At 65.7% G+C, this 14,643-nt stretch carries 8 protein-coding genes and 3 rRNA genes; 9 read left to right on the top strand and 2 right to left on the bottom strand.

What is annotated here, in order from left to right; all coding sequences use genetic code 11:
* Positions 1 to 54 precede the first annotated feature (54 nt).
* From ACQPWZ_RS07835 to ACQPWZ_RS07810, 6 genes are all read left to right on the top strand, one after another.
* The gene (locus tag ACQPWZ_RS07835) at positions 55 to 696 is read left to right on the top strand and encodes a DNA-3-methyladenine glycosylase (RefSeq protein WP_433570963.1); all 642 of its coding nucleotides are present in this window, start codon (positions 55 to 57) and stop codon (positions 694 to 696) included.
* A gap of 525 nt (positions 697 to 1,221) precedes the next feature.
* Positions 1,222 to 2,747: ribosomal RNA gene (locus tag ACQPWZ_RS07830) — 16S ribosomal RNA — on the top strand.
* A 309-nt stretch (positions 2,748 to 3,056) separates the two neighbouring features.
* Positions 3,057 to 6,178, top strand: a 23S ribosomal RNA gene (locus tag ACQPWZ_RS07825).
* A 110-nt stretch (positions 6,179 to 6,288) separates the two neighbouring features.
* Positions 6,289 to 6,405, top strand: a 5S ribosomal RNA gene (rrf, locus tag ACQPWZ_RS07820).
* Together the 16S, 23S and 5S rRNA genes form the textbook arrangement of a ribosomal RNA operon.
* A gap of 189 nt (positions 6,406 to 6,594) precedes the next feature.
* Positions 6,595 to 8,067, top strand: a complete 1,473-nt coding sequence (locus ACQPWZ_RS07815) for a hypothetical protein (RefSeq protein WP_433570962.1) — start codon at positions 6,595 to 6,597, stop codon at positions 8,065 to 8,067.
* Positions 7,989 to 8,852 carry a hypothetical protein gene (locus ACQPWZ_RS07810; RefSeq protein ID WP_433570961.1) on the top strand — a complete coding sequence of 288 codons (864 nt, stop codon included), beginning with the start codon at positions 7,989 to 7,991 and terminating at the stop codon, positions 8,850 to 8,852. The genes ACQPWZ_RS07815 and ACQPWZ_RS07810 overlap by 79 nt, the downstream gene beginning before the upstream one ends.
* Positions 8,853 to 8,940: 88 nt before the next feature.
* Here the strand turns inward: ACQPWZ_RS07810 and ACQPWZ_RS07805 are convergent, their stop codons facing one another.
* Positions 8,941 to 10,221 carry a DUF1015 domain-containing protein gene (locus ACQPWZ_RS07805; protein WP_340472347.1) on the bottom strand — a complete coding sequence of 427 codons (1,281 nt, stop codon included), beginning with the start codon at positions 10,219 to 10,221 and terminating at the stop codon, positions 8,941 to 8,943.
* A 71-nt stretch (positions 10,222 to 10,292) separates the two neighbouring features.
* Between ACQPWZ_RS07805 and ACQPWZ_RS07800 the strand changes: the two genes are divergently transcribed.
* A complete protein-coding gene (locus tag ACQPWZ_RS07800) occupies positions 10,293 to 11,321 on the top strand; it encodes an HAD-IIA family hydrolase (protein WP_340472346.1) in 1,029 nt (342 codons plus the stop codon).
* A gap of 47 nt (positions 11,322 to 11,368) precedes the next feature.
* Here the strand turns inward: ACQPWZ_RS07800 and ACQPWZ_RS07795 are convergent, their stop codons facing one another.
* A complete protein-coding gene (locus tag ACQPWZ_RS07795) occupies positions 11,369 to 12,358 on the bottom strand; it encodes an ABC transporter substrate-binding protein (RefSeq protein WP_433573782.1) in 990 nt (329 codons plus the stop codon).
* Between the two features lie 129 nt (positions 12,359 to 12,487).
* Here ACQPWZ_RS07795 and ACQPWZ_RS07790 point away from each other — a divergent pair, with 129 nt between their 5' ends.
* Positions 12,488 to 13,540, top strand: a complete 1,053-nt coding sequence (locus tag ACQPWZ_RS07790; RefSeq protein ID WP_340472345.1) for a FecCD family ABC transporter permease — start codon at positions 12,488 to 12,490, stop codon at positions 13,538 to 13,540.
* Positions 13,537 to 14,565, top strand: a complete 1,029-nt coding sequence (locus tag ACQPWZ_RS07785) for a FecCD family ABC transporter permease (protein ID WP_340472344.1) — start codon at positions 13,537 to 13,539, stop codon at positions 14,563 to 14,565. Before ACQPWZ_RS07790 ends, ACQPWZ_RS07785 begins: the two co-directional genes overlap by 4 nt.
* The last annotated feature ends 78 nt before the right edge of the window (positions 14,566 to 14,643 follow it).

Raw genomic sequence — 14,643 nt, 5'->3', positions numbered from 1 at the left:
CCCCTACATACGCGCCCACGACCGTAGCCGGTTCCCCGGGTACCCTCGGACGCCATGATCGAGAGCCCCGACCGTACGCCGTTGTCGCGGGAGTTCTTCGACCGCCCTGTACTGGAGGTCGCACCCGAACTCCTCGGCTGCACCCTCGCACGCCACCACGACGACGGCTCCATGGAACTGCGCATCACCGAAGTGGAGGCGTATGCGGGGGAGCTCGACCCCGGTTCCCACGCCTTCCGCGGACGCACCGCCCGCAACGACGTCATGTTCGGACCGCCCGGTCACGCGTACGTCTACTTCACCTACGGCATGTGGCACTGCCTCAACGTGGTGTGCGGCCCGGTCGGCCGCGCCGGCGGTGTCCTGCTGCGAGCCGGTGAGGTACTGGTAGGCGCGGAGCACGCCCGCAAACGTCGAATCTCGGCCCGTCATGACAGAGAACTGGCCAAGGGCCCGGCCCGTCTGGCTACGGCACTCGACGTCGACCGCACCCTCAACGGTGCGGACTTCTGCGCCGACGGCCACTCGCCCCTGACCCTGCTCCCCGGCATCGCCCCTGCCCCTGACCAGGTCCGCAACGGTCCGCGCACGGGCGTCGGCGGGGACGGAGCCCACCACCCGTGGCGTTTCTGGATCGAGGGCGACCCCACGGTGAGCCCTTACCGGGCACACACGCCGCGCCGCAGGGCAACTTGACTCGGCCTCCCGAGACGCCTAACGTAGCCCGAGCCGCTTGAGACAGGCCCTGCTGTTCAGCAACCTGAAGCGGCCACCCACTACAGACGACCAGCCCAGAACGGGTTCGATTTCGGCATGCCGAAATTCTGCCCCGGTGACTCGATTATGAGGAGCCAAGGGAATCGGCTAACGTAGTGAATGCGCCGAAAGGCAAAGGCCTTCCAACGGCCACTGGATCGAATTCCACACCGGAAACGGAACGGAAAAGAGTCTGGTAAAGTTGGAAACGAAGGGAAGCGCCCGGAGGGCCCGGAAACGGGAACAAAGGAAGCGTCCGTTCCTTGAGAACTCAACAGCGTGCCAAAAGTCAACGCCAGATATGTTGATACCCCGTCCATCTTCGGATGGCGAGGTTCCTTTGAAAGTCCTGCCGGCCCCTTGTGGATCGGTAGGCAATGACACAGCGAGGACGCTGTGAACAGTCGGTCTTATTCCGATCGACTGTTCCGCTCTTGTGGTGTTCATCCCGATTACGGGAAAACATTCATGGAGAGTTTGATCCTGGCTCAGGACGAACGCTGGCGGCGTGCTTAACACATGCAAGTCGAACGATGAAGCCCTTCGGGGTGGATTAGTGGCGAACGGGTGAGTAACACGTGGGCAATCTGCCCTTCACTCTGGGACAAGCCCTGGAAACGGGGTCTAATACCGGATAACACTCCTTCCTGCATGGGGAGGGGTTGAAAGCTCCGGCGGTGAAGGATGAGCCCGCGGCCTATCAGCTTGTTGGTGGGGTGATGGCCTACCAAGGCGACGACGGGTAGCCGGCCTGAGAGGGCGACCGGCCACACTGGGACTGAGACACGGCCCAGACTCCTACGGGAGGCAGCAGTGGGGAATATTGCACAATGGGCGAAAGCCTGATGCAGCGACGCCGCGTGAGGGATGACGGCCTTCGGGTTGTAAACCTCTTTCAGCAGGGAAGAAGCGAAAGTGACGGTACCTGCAGAAGAAGCGCCGGCTAACTACGTGCCAGCAGCCGCGGTAATACGTAGGGCGCAAGCGTTGTCCGGAATTATTGGGCGTAAAGAGCTCGTAGGCGGCTTGTCACGTCGGATGTGAAAGCCCGGGGCTTAACCCCGGGTCTGCATTCGATACGGGCTAGCTAGAGTGTGGTAGGGGAGATCGGAATTCCTGGTGTAGCGGTGAAATGCGCAGATATCAGGAGGAACACCGGTGGCGAAGGCGGATCTCTGGGCCATTACTGACGCTGAGGAGCGAAAGCGTGGGGAGCGAACAGGATTAGATACCCTGGTAGTCCACGCCGTAAACGTTGGGAACTAGGTGTTGGCGACATTCCACGTCGTCGGTGCCGCAGCTAACGCATTAAGTTCCCCGCCTGGGGAGTACGGCCGCAAGGCTAAAACTCAAAGGAATTGACGGGGGCCCGCACAAGCAGCGGAGCATGTGGCTTAATTCGACGCAACGCGAAGAACCTTACCAAGGCTTGACATCGCCCGGAAAGCATCAGAGATGGTGCCCCCCTTGTGGTCGGGTGACAGGTGGTGCATGGCTGTCGTCAGCTCGTGTCGTGAGATGTTGGGTTAAGTCCCGCAACGAGCGCAACCCTTGTTCTGTGTTGCCAGCATGCCCTTCGGGGTGATGGGGACTCACAGGAGACTGCCGGGGTCAACTCGGAGGAAGGTGGGGACGACGTCAAGTCATCATGCCCCTTATGTCTTGGGCTGCACACGTGCTACAATGGCCGGTACAATGAGCTGCGATGCCGCGAGGCGGAGCGAATCTCAAAAAGCCGGTCTCAGTTCGGATTGGGGTCTGCAACTCGACCCCATGAAGTCGGAGTTGCTAGTAATCGCAGATCAGCATTGCTGCGGTGAATACGTTCCCGGGCCTTGTACACACCGCCCGTCACGTCACGAAAGTCGGTAACACCCGAAGCCGGTGGCCCAACCCCTTGTGGGAGGGAGCTGTCGAAGGTGGGACTGGCGATTGGGACGAAGTCGTAACAAGGTAGCCGTACCGGAAGGTGCGGCTGGATCACCTCCTTTCTAAGGAGCACTTCTTACCGGATCTTCGGATCTGGTCAGAGGCCAGTACATCGGCGAATGTCCGGTGCTGGTTGCTCATGGGTGGAACGTTGACTATTCGGCACGATCGGTCATCCGGTTGTTAGTACTGCTCTTCGGAGTGTGGAACGCGGCGGAGGGTTGATTGTGCCGGGCGCGCTGTTGGGTGTCTGAGGGTGCGAGCGTGAGCTCGTCCTTCGCGATGCCGGCCCCAGTGAACTCGCTGTCTTCAGCGGGGTGGTGGGTGGCTGGTCGTTGCTTGAGAACTGCACAGTGGACGCGAGCATCTGTGGCCAAGTTTTTAAGGGCGCACGGTGGATGCCTTGGCACCAGGAACCGATGAAGGACGTGGGAGGCCACGATAGTCCCCGGGGAGTCGTCAACCAGGCTTTGATCCGGGGGTTTCCGAATGGGGAAACCCGGCAGTCGTCATGGGCTGTCACCCGCTGCTGAACACATAGGCAGTGTGGAGGGAACGAGGGGAAGTGAAACATCTCAGTACCCTCAGGAAGAGAAAACAACCGTGATTCCGGGAGTAGTGGCGAGCGAAACCGGATGAGGCCAAACCGTATGCGTGTGATACCCGGCAGGGGTTGCGCATGCGGGGTTGTGGGATCTCTTTATCATCGTCTGCCGGCGGTGAGACGAGTCAGAAACCGTATGGATAGGCGAAGGACATGCGAAAGGTCCGGCGTAGAGGGTAAGACCCCCGTAGCTGAAATTCATGCGGCTCGTTTAAGAGACACCCAAGTAGCACGGGGCCCGAGAAATCCCGTGTGAATCTGGCGGGACCACCCGTTAAGCCTAAATATTCCCTGGTGACCGATAGCGGATAGTACCGTGAGGGAATGGTGAAAAGTACCGCGGGAGCGGAGTGAAATAGTACCTGAAACCGTGTGCCTACAAGCCGTGGGAGCGTCGCTGATGGGTTTACCCATCAGTCGTGACTGCGTGCCTTTTGAAGAATGAGCCTGCGAGTTTGCGGTGTGTTGCGAGGTTAACCCGTGTGGGGAAGCCGTAGCGAAAGCGAGTCCGAATAGGGCGACATAGTAGCGCGCTCAAGACCCGAAGCGGAGTGATCTAGCCATGGGCAGGTTGAAGCGGCTGTAAGAGGTCGTGGAGGACCGAACCCACCAGGGTTGAAAACCTGGGGGATGACCTGTGGTTAGGGGTGAAAGGCCAATCAAACTCCGTGATAGCTGGTTCTCCCCGAAATGCATTTAGGTGCAGCGTCGTGTGTTTCTTGCCGGAGGTAGAGCACTGGATAGGCGATGGGCCCTACCGGGTTACTGACCTTAGCCAAACTCCGAATGCCGGTAAGTGAGAGCACGGCAGTGAGACTGTGGGGGATAAGCTCCATGGTCGAGAGGGAAACAGCCCAGAGCATCGACTAAGGCCCCTAAGCGTACGCTAAGTGGGAAAGGATGTGGAGTCGCAGAGACAACCAGGAGGTTGGCTTAGAAGCAGCCACCCTTGAAAGAGTGCGTAATAGCTCACTGGTCAAGTGATTCCGCGCCGACAATGTAGCGGGGCTCAAGCGTACCGCCGAAGTCGTGTCATTCCAGCATATAGGGCCAACGCCTGCTGGGATGGGTAGGGGAGCGTCGTGTGCCGGGTGAAGCCGCGCCGGAAGGCAGTGGTGGACGGTTCACGAGTGAGAATGCAGGCATGAGTAGCGATACACACGTGAGAAACGTGTGCGCCGATTGACTAAGGGTTCCTGGGTCAAGCTGATCTGCCCAGGGTAAGTCGGGACCTAAGGCGAGGCCGACAGGCGTAGTCGATGGACAACCGGTTGATATTCCGGTACCCGCTTTGAAACGCCCAATATCGAGCCCATTAATGCTAAGCCCGTGAAGCCGTTCCGGACCCTTCGGGGAATGGAAAGTGGTGGAGCCGGCGATCCAAGGTGGTAGTAGGTAAGCGATGGGGTGACGCAGGAAGGTAGTCCAGCCCGGGCGGTGGTTGTCCCGGGGTAAGGGTGTAGGCCGTGTGATAGGCAAATCCGTCACACATTAAGGCTGAGACCTGATGCCGAGCCGATTGTGGTGAAGTGGATGATCCTATGCTGTCGAGAAAAGCCTCTAGCGAGTTTCATGGCGGCCCGTACCCTAAACCGACTCAGGTGGTCAGGTAGAGAATACCGAGGCGTTCGGGTGAACTATGGTTAAGGAACTCGGCAAAATGCCCCCGTAACTTCGGGAGAAGGGGGGCCATCACTGGTGAGAGGACTTGCTCCTCGAGCTGGGGGTGGCCGCAGAGACCAGCGAGAAGCGACTGTTTACTAAAAACACAGGTCCGTGCGAAGCCGTAAGGCGATGTATACGGACTGACGCCTGCCCGGTGCTGGAACGTTAAGGGGACCGGTTAGTACGCTTTCGGGCGTGCGAAGCTGAGAACTTAAGCGCCAGTAAACGGCGGTGGTAACTATAACCATCCTAAGGTAGCGAAATTCCTTGTCGGGTAAGTTCCGACCTGCACGAATGGCGTAACGACTTCTCGACTGTCTCAACCATAGGCCCGGTGAAATTGCACTACGAGTAAAGATGCTCGTTTCGCGCAGCAGGACGGAAAGACCCCGGGACCTTTACTACAGTTTGATATTGGTGTTCGGTTCGGCTTGTGTAGGATAGGTGGGAGACTGTGAAGCGGCCACGCCAGTGGTTGTGGAGTCATCGTTGAAATACCACTCTGGTCGTGCTGGATGTCTAACCTGGGTCCGTGATCCGGATCAGGGACAGTGTCTGATGGGTAGTTTAACTGGGGCGGTTGCCTCCCAAAAAGTAACGGAGGCGCCCAAAGGTTCCCTCAGCCTGGTTGGCAATCAGGTGTTGAGTGTAAGTGCACAAGGGAGCTTGACTGTGAGACCGACGGGTCGAGCAGGGACGAAAGTCGGGACTAGTGATCCGGCGGTGGCTTGTGGAAGCGCCGTCGCTCAACGGATAAAAGGTACCCCGGGGATAACAGGCTGATCTTCCCCAAGAGTCCATATCGACGGGATGGTTTGGCACCTCGATGTCGGCTCGTCGCATCCTGGGGCTGGAGTCGGTCCCAAGGGTTGGGCTGTTCGCCCATTAAAGCGGTACGCGAGCTGGGTTTAGAACGTCGTGAGACAGTTCGGTCCCTATCCGCTGTGCGCGTAGGAATATTGAGAAGGGCTGTCCCTAGTACGAGAGGACCGGGACGGACGAACCTCTGGTGTGCCAGTTGTCCTGCCAAGGGCATGGCTGGTTGGCTACGTTCGGGAGGGATAACCGCTGAAAGCATCTAAGCGGGAAGCCTGCTTCGAGATGAGTATTCCCACCTCCTTGAGAGGGTAAGGCTCCCAGTAGACGACTGGGTTGATAGGCCGGATATGGAAGCCCAGTAATGGGTGGAGTTGACCGGTACTAATAGGCCGAGGGCTTGTCCTCAGTTGCTCGCGTCCACTGTGTGGTTCCCGGGTTGCGAACAGTCGCACCGGTTGAACCAAGTTTCACTACTTAATTGAAGAGTGTGCTTGTTCGCTAGAACCCGATAGGGTTTCGGTGGTCATAGCGTTAGGGAAACGCCCGGTTCCATTCCGAACCCGGAAGCTAAGCCTTTCAGCGCCGATGGTACTGCAGGGGGGACCCTGTGGGAGAGTAGGACGCCGCCGAACAATCTTTTAAGGACCCGTGGTCCAGCGTTCACGCTGGACCACGGGTCCTTTTTGTTTTGCCTATTTTTTCGAAGCGCGTCCGATGGCCGGCTGCGCGAGAATGACTGCAGTACCCGAAGACAGGAGTCACGCCGATGTCCACCAACTCTCCAGACGATCGTCCGGAGCGCGAGCCGCGTCGTAGGGACGGTGGTGACCGCGGCGGCTTCCGCGGCGGCCGTGACGACCGGGACCGTGGGCCGCGACGTGACGATGACCGCGGTGGAAACCGCGGACCTCGCCGTGATGACGACCGCGGCGGCCGTCCCAACTCCGGTGGTGGCGGCGGCTTCCGCCGTGACGACGACCGTGGTGGCCGCCCCAGCGGTGGTGGCTACGGGCGTCGTGACGACAGGCCGAGTGGGCCGCGCCGTGATGACGACCGCGGTGGTCGTCCGAGCTCCGGTGGCGGTGGCGGCTTCCGTCGCGACGACCGTTCCGGTGGCGGCTACGGCTCTCGTCCCAGCAGCAGCGGTGGCGGCTTCCGTCGCGATGACCGACGTGACGACCGTTCCGGCGGTGGCAGCGGCGGCGGTTATGGGCGTCGTGACGACGACCGTGGTGGTCGTCCCAGCTCCGGTGGTGGTGGCGGTGGGTTCCGTCGCGACGACCGACGTGACGACCGACGTGACGACCGACCCAGTGGGCCGCGTCGCGACGACGACCGTGGTGGGTACCGCGGGCAGCGTGACGACCGTGGGTCCCGACCGACCGGTGGCGGCTACGGTCCCCGCCGTGACGACCGTGGCGGGCGCCCGAGCAGCGGTGGTGGTGGCGGTGGGTTCCGTCGCGACGACCGACGTGATGACCGACGTGACGACCGCCCGAGCGGGCCGCGTCGCGACGACGACCGTGGTGGCTTCCGCGGGCAGCGTGACGACCGTGGGTCCCGACCGGCCGGCGGTGGTGGCTACGGGCGTCGTGATGACGACCGCGGTGGTCGCCCGAGCAGCGGTGGTGGTGGCGGTGGGTTCCGTCGCGACGACCGACGTGACGACCGTCCCAGCGGTGGTGGCTACGGACGTCGTGACGACCGCCCGAGCGGTCCCCGTCGTGACGACGACCGTGGGTCGTCTCGTCCCGGCGGTGGTGGCTACGGGCGTCGTGACGACGACCGCGGTGGCCGTCCCAGTTCCGGTGACCGCGGTGGGTTCCGCCGTGACGACGACCGTGGTGGCCGTCGTGACGACCGTCCCAGCGGTGGTGGCTACGGACGTCGTGACGACCGGCCGAGCGGCCCTCGTCGTGACGACGACCGTGGAGCCCGTCCCAGCCATGGCGGCGGTGGCGGTGGCTACGGACGCCGTGACGACCGACCCAGCGGCCCCCCGCGTCGTGACGACCGCGACCGTGGTGGATACCGCGGGCAGCGTGACGACCGGCGTGACGACCGCCGTGACGACCGGGGCGGGTACCGCGGCTCCCGTGACGACCGCGGTGGCTACGGCCGTCGCGACGACCGTGACCGGGACCGTGGCGACCGCGAGCCGATCAAGCGGCTCCCGATTCCCGACGACGTCACGGGCGACGAGATCGACAAGGACGTGCGTCAGGAGCTCCAGAGCCTGCCGAAGGGCCTGGCCGAGGACGTGGCGAGGAACCTCGTCATGGTCGCCAACCTGATCGACGAGGACCCCGAGCAGGCGTACGCCTACTCCAAGATCGCCCTGCGGCTCGCCTCCCGTGTCGCCGCCGTGCGTGAGGCCGCCGGCTTCGCCGCGTACGCGACGCAGAAGTACTCGGAGGCGCTTGCCGAGTTCCGTGCCGCCCGGCGGATGACCGGCAGTGTCGAGCTGTGGCCCGTCATGGCGGACTGCGAGCGCGGCCTGGGCCGGCCCGAGCGGGCCATGGCCATGGCCGGCGAGCCCGAGGTGCAGAAGCTCGACAAGGCCGGACAGGTCGAGATGCGGCTGGTCGCGGCCGGGGCGCGGCGGGACATGGGGCAGATCGATGCCGCCATCGTGACGCTGCAGAGCCCTGAGCTCGCCTCCAACTCCGTACAGCCCTGGACCGCGCGGCTTCGTTACGCCTACGCGGACGCGCTGCTGGCGGCCGGGCGTGAGGGCGAGGCGCGTGAGTGGTTCGCCAAGGCGCTGGAGGCGGACAAGGACGGCGCCACCGACGCCTCCGACCGGCTCGCCGAGCTGGACGGCGTGGAGTTCGTCGACGCGCATGACGAGCACGACGCGCAGGACGGCGATCACAGCGACCTGAGCGGCGCGACCGACGTGCGGGACGACGAGGCCGACGACGCCGACGAGGCCGACGAGGCCGACGACGCCGACGAGCAGGACGACCTGAGCGACGATGTCGTCGACGCGCAGGCCGATGAGGCCGCCGATGTCGATGTCGATGTCGATGTCGACACCGACACCGACACCGACGCCGAGGGTGACAAGTCCTCGTAGTCGTCAGCGATGGCAAAAGGGCGGCACCCCCCGTGGGTGCCGCCCTTTTTGCTGTCGTCTTCGTGTGACGTCACGCCGTATACGCGCGTCACTCCAGTGTCAGACTCCGCAGCACCAGGCCCGTGGCCGGCTTCGGACCGAACGACGTGGACTTGCGGGGCATCGTGACGCCCTCGCGGGCCAGGTCCCGTACGACCTCCTCGCGTACCGGATGCATCAACACGGCGGTGCTGTCGTGGCGTTCGGCCTGTACGACGGCCGCAGCCGTGTCGTGGATGTACGCGATGTGCTCCGGCGCGTCCGGGATGCTCCAGAGGTGGTCCAGCAGCGTGGAGTGCAGGACCGTCGCGTCCAGGGTGCGCCATGCCTCGGGGCGGTCCGCGCGGACCGTGCGGGACAGCAGCTCGGGATCGGGGCGGTCGACGAGATGGAACGAACCGTCGCCGGCGAGGAGGAAGGCGTTGCTCTCGGCCGCCGCCTCGGCCAGGGCCTCCGTCGCCTCGGCGAGCGGGACCTCCAGGCGCCGCACCCGGAAGGCGCCGTTCAGGGACGCCAGAGCCTTGTGGACCGGGAGCCGGTGCAGCAGCCGGTGGATGGCGCGTACGCGCAGGGGATAGCGGGCCGTGTCCACCAGCAGGACGAGGCCGTAGCTCCACGGGCTGGGAGCGTGGTGCTCGGAGTTCAGTTGCAGATAGGTCGCCCAGCGGTGGTGGCCGTCGGCGATCAGGGCCTGGCGGTCGCCCAGGTCGCTCCGGATCTCCTCGAGGTCGCCGGGGTCCGTGACGGACCACAGGCGGTGGCTGAAGCCGTCCTCCGTGGTCGTCGACAGCAGGGGGGAACCCAGGACGGTCCGTTCGATGACGGCCGTCGCGCCCGTCGCGTCGCCCATGCTCCGATAGGTGAGGAGCAGGGGCTCCAGGTTGGCGTCCGTGGTGCGCATCAGGTCCGTACGGTCCGCCACGATGTCCGGCATGACGTCCTCGTGGGGCAGGACGACCCCTTCGGACGGCTCGGACAGGGCGAGCGCGCCGATGATGCCGCGCTGGAGGATGTCGCCCTGGCGCTGCTCGTACACATAGAGCGCGGGCTCGGGGTCCGGGGCCAGGACGCCCTCGTCCAGCCAGCGGGACAGGGTCTGGGCGGCCAGCCGGTGGCGGGCGCCCGCGCTGTCCGCCTGCGGCAGGATGAGCCGGACGATGTTGTACGGGTCCGCGGACTCGAGATGGTGCAGTCCGTCGGGCCTGACGACCACGTCGTAGGGCGGCGAGGTCACGGCGGCCAGACTGCCGACCCGCTCGGGGACGTATCGCAGTCCACGGAAGGGGATCAGGCACAGACCGTCGTTGGCCGCGGGACCTTCGCTGTTCATTCGAGCATCGTATGTGCGTTGCCCGATGCGCGATGATCGGGGGAGTGACACGGACGAAGGAGCGGAAGCGAATGAGCCAGCCCAGCAGGACCCGGCCGAGCGGCAGTGTGACGGCGCTGAGCGAGGCGTACGACACCGCTCTGCTGGATCTGGACGGTGTCGTGTACGCGGGGGGCGCGGCCATCGGGCACGCCGTGGAATCGTTGCTGACCGCGCGGGACGGGGGCATGCATCTGGCGTATGTGACGAACAACGCGCTGCGCCCGCCGGAGGCGGTGGCCGAGCACATCACCGAGCTGGGTGTGCCGACGGCGGCCGACGATGTCATCAACTCCGCCCAGGCCGTCGCCCGGCTGATCTCCGAGCAGGTGCCGGCCGGGTCGCGGGTGCTGGTCGTCGGTGGTGAGGGGCTGCGCGTGGCGCTGCGCGAGCGCGGTCTGGAGCCGGTGGAGTCGGCGGAGGACGACCCGGCGGCGGTCGTACAGGGCTACGGCGGCCCCGACCTGGCCTGGGGCCGGTTCGCTGAGGCCTGCTACGCCATTGCGCGGGGTGTGCCGTGGTTCGCGTCCAACACCGACCTGACGATTCCGAGTGGACGCGGGATCGCGCCCGGCAATGGCGCGGCGGTCGAGGTCGTCCGGATTGCGACGGGTGCCGAGCCTCAGGTGGCGGGCAAGCCCCTGCCGCCGATGCACAAGGAGACGATCCTGCGGACGGGCGCGACCAAGCCCCTGGTGGTGGGTGACCGGCTGGACACGGACATCGAGGGTGCCCACAACGGCGGTGTGGACTCGCTGCTCGTGCTGACCGGGGTGACCGACGGTGCGCAGTTGCTGGCCGCGCCGCCGCAGCACCGGCCGACGTATGTGGACGCCGACCTGCGCGGGATGCTGACGGGGCAGCCCGAAGTCTCCGCGGACGGGGAGGGGTTCACCTGCGGCGGCTTCACCGCGTCCGTTCGGGACGAGGAGCTGGCGCTCGACGGCGAGGGTGAGCCGCTGGACGGGTTGCGGGCCCTGTGCGCGGCGGCGTGGACGCGGGCCGGGGACGGCACCTGCACGCTCGACGCGGGCAAGGCGCTGTCCCGGCTGGGTCTGTAGAGCCATCGCGGTTCGGTCCCCCGCCGAGCGTGGGCGGGGGAGTGCGCTCAGCTGCTGAGCTTCTTCGACGAGGTGATGGCGGCGGCGAGTTGCTCCAGGACCGGCGCGTAGCCGAGGTAGCTGTAGCGCTCTTCCATGGCCCAGGGCACGGTCTGGCCCGCCCTGACGGCGGGAAGCCGGGCCCAGGTGGGCTTCTTGGCGAGCTCCTTGGCGGGCAGGGCGCTGGAGCGGTTGTCGATCATGATGAGGTCGGCGTGGTACCTGCCGGCGTTCTCCCAGCTGAGGAACTCCCAGAAGCCCCACTCGTCACTCTTCTTGCCCTCGACGAACTCGATGCCGAGATCCCTGAAGTAGTTGAGGTCGCAGTAGGAGTCGGGCACGGCGACGTACATCTGCTCGGCGTCACCTGTCATGGCGAGGACCTTGAGGCCGCGCTTGGCCTCCGCGGCCTTCCGCAGGGTCGCCTCGGCCTTGTCGAAGCGCGCCCGGGCGTCGGTGACCTGCTGGGTCTTCAGGTCGGCGCCGAGCGCCGCGGCGAGGTCGGTGACCCGCTCGAGCGGTTCGCGCAGGGAGCGGTGGGCCCCGGCGATACCGACGGTCGGCGCCAGGGCCTCGATCTTCTTGCTGCTCTCCTCCGGCACGAACCACAGGGCGGGCGGCGGGAACATGTTGCTGATCAGCAGGTCGGGCCGGAGCGCCGCGTACTTCTCGACGTTGAACTCGCCCCAGGCCTCGCCGAGACTGGTCAGCTTCGCGGCATCGAGGTTGCCGGCCTGCGGGTTGGGCTTGCCGTTCACCGGCTTGCTGGGTCCGAAGACGCCGGTGCACTCGATGCCGTAGTCGTGGAGCGCGGCCGCGGTGCTGACAAAGGCGACAAGGTTCTTCGGCGTTTTGTCGGTCCTGACGACCTTTCCGCGGTCGTCCTTGAAGCTCCAGGGCCCGCCGTCCGCGGTTCCGCCTGCGGCGGGCTTCTTCTCGCTGCCTCCGCAGCCGGCGAGCAGGGCACCGAGGCCGAGGGCGCCGGTGGCGGTGAGCAGTCCGCGTCGGCTGAGGCCGCCGCTGGGCGCGGATGTCGCGGAATCGTACGGCTGGGCGGGTACGGAGCGGTTCGGCACAGGGAGTTCCCTCGTCGCAGAGCAAATGCGAGGGTAGGCTAACCTAACCACGTGTTGGTCGACAGTCCCCCCAAACAGAGCGCGGAACCGCAAACCGCCCCTGCGTCACGGAAGCGCCATCTCCTGCGCGCCACCGGGCTGCTGGTGGCCGTCGGTGTCCTGCTGCTGGTCTGCGTCGCGAGCATCGCCGTCGGTGCGAAGTCGATTCCGCTTGCCGACGTGTGGCACGGACTCTTCGACAATCAGGGCTCGGGCAACGATGTGATCGTGGCCGATGTGCGCGTACCGCGGACCCTGCTCGGTCTGATCGCGGGCGCCGCCCTCGGTCTCGCCGGCGCGGTGATGCAGGCACTCACCCGCAACCCGCTGGCGGAACCGGGACTGCTGGGGGTGAACGCGGGTGCCTCCGCCGCCGTCGTCTCCGCCATCAGCTTCCTCGGCGTCACCTCCCTCACCGGATATGTCTGGTTCGCGTTCCTCGGCGCCGGTGTGGTCTCCGTCCTCGTATACATCCTGGGCGGCAGCCGCAGCGCAACTCCCGTACGGCTCGCGCTCGCCGGAACCGCCGCCACCGCCGCGCTCTACGGCTACATCAACGCCGTACAGCTGCTGGACTCGGCCGCGCTCGAACGCCTGCGGTTCTGGACCGTGGGCTCGCTGGCCTCCGCCGACATGGAGACCATCGGCAAGGTCGCGCCGTTCATCGGCGTCGGTGTGCTGCTCGCCCTGCTGCTCGCCCGGCCGCTCAACGCCATGGAGATGGGCGACGACACCGCCCGCTCGCTCGGTGCGCACCTCAACCGCACACGCGCCCTGTCGATGCTGGCTGTGACCCTGCTGTGCGGGGCGGCGACCGCCGCCTGCGGCCCGATCATCTTCATCGGGCTGATGATTCCGCACCTCGTGCGCTCCATCACCGGCCCCGACATGCGATGGATCCTGCCCTACGCGACCGTCCTCGCCCCCGTACTGCTGCTCGGCGCCGACGTCGTCGGCCGGGTCGTCACCCGCCCCGCCGAACTCCAGGTGGGCATCGTCACCGCCCTGATCGGCGGACCGGTCTTCATCCACCTCGTACGCCGCAAGAGGATGGCCCAGCTGTGAAAGCGATACGCACCCCGGGCGGGCTCTCCGTCCGGACCGACCCGAGGGCCGTCGCGGTCGTCCTCGTTCTCACCGCGGTCACCCTCGGCGCGGGAATCGTCCTCATCGGCAGCGGAGACTTCCCGATCGCGCCCGGCGATGTCGTCGCCACGCTGCTCGGGAACGGCACGGCCGCGCAGGAGTTCATCGTCCAGGACCTGCGGCTGCCCCGCGCGCTCGTCGGACTCCTCGTCGGTGCCTCGCTCGCACTGAGCGGCGCGATCTTCCAGACCATCTCCCGCAATCCGCTCGGCAGTCCGGACGTCATCGGCTTCGGGCAGGGCGCGACCGTCGGGGCGCTCACCGTGATCGTCGTCTTCCACGGCAATGCTCTCGCCGTGGCGGGAGGCGCGATCGTCGGCGGACTGGTGACGGGAGTCGCCGTCTACCTGCTGGCGTGGAGGCGCGGCGTCCACGGCTACCGTCTCGTCCTCATCGGCATCGGCGTGGCCGCCATCCTCACGGCCGTCAACCACTACCTCGTCACCAAGGCGAGCCTCATCGACGCCACCCGGGCCACGCTGTGGATGACCGGCTCGCTCGACGGCCGTGACTGGGCCCAGTTCTGGCCGCTGCTGGCGGTCTTCGCTCTCCTCGCTCCGCTGGTGTTCGGGTACGGCCGGCCGCTGCGCCTGCTGGAGATGGGCGACGACGCCGCCTTCGCGCTGGGCGCCCCGGTCGAGCGCACGCGTCTCGTCCTGATGGGATCCGGTGTGCTGCTGATGGCGGTCGCCACCGCTGCCGCCGGCCCGATCGCCTTCGTCGCGCTGAGCGCGCCTCAGCTCGCCCGTCGGCTCACCCGCTCGCCCGGGCCCAACCTCGCCGCAGCCGCCGTGATGGGCGCCGCGCTGCTGCTCCTCGCCGACTGGACCGCGTCCACGGCGTTCGGCGACCGGCAACTGCCGGTCGGCGTGGTCACGGGTGTACTCGGCGGCTGCTATCTGCTGTGGCTGCTGGTCACCGAACGCAAGGCGGGACGCATATGAAGGACCGTTCGCCCGCGAGCACGCCCACGCAAGCCGGGGCGGGTACGAACCCCGTGACGCCCGTGAACCCCCGATCCA

Origin of the sequence: Streptomyces sp. CA-251247 (assembly GCF_050952975.1) — a bacterium.
Classification (GTDB): domain Bacteria; phylum Actinomycetota; class Actinomycetes; order Streptomycetales; family Streptomycetaceae; genus Streptomyces; species Streptomyces achmelvichensis.
This window is presented reverse-complemented; position numbering and strand designations above follow the sequence as displayed.

Coding starts and splice junctions, on each gene's coding strand:
- ACQPWZ_RS07835 (WP_433570963.1), top strand. CDS start 55: ATGATCGAGAGCCCCGACCGTACGCCGTTGTCGCGGGAGTTCTTCGAC.
- ACQPWZ_RS07805 (WP_340472347.1), bottom strand. CDS start 10,221: ATGAACAGCGAAGGTCCCGCGGCCAACGACGGTCTGTGCCTGATCCCC.
- ACQPWZ_RS07800 (WP_340472346.1), top strand. CDS start 10,293: ATGAGCCAGCCCAGCAGGACCCGGCCGAGCGGCAGTGTGACGGCGCTG.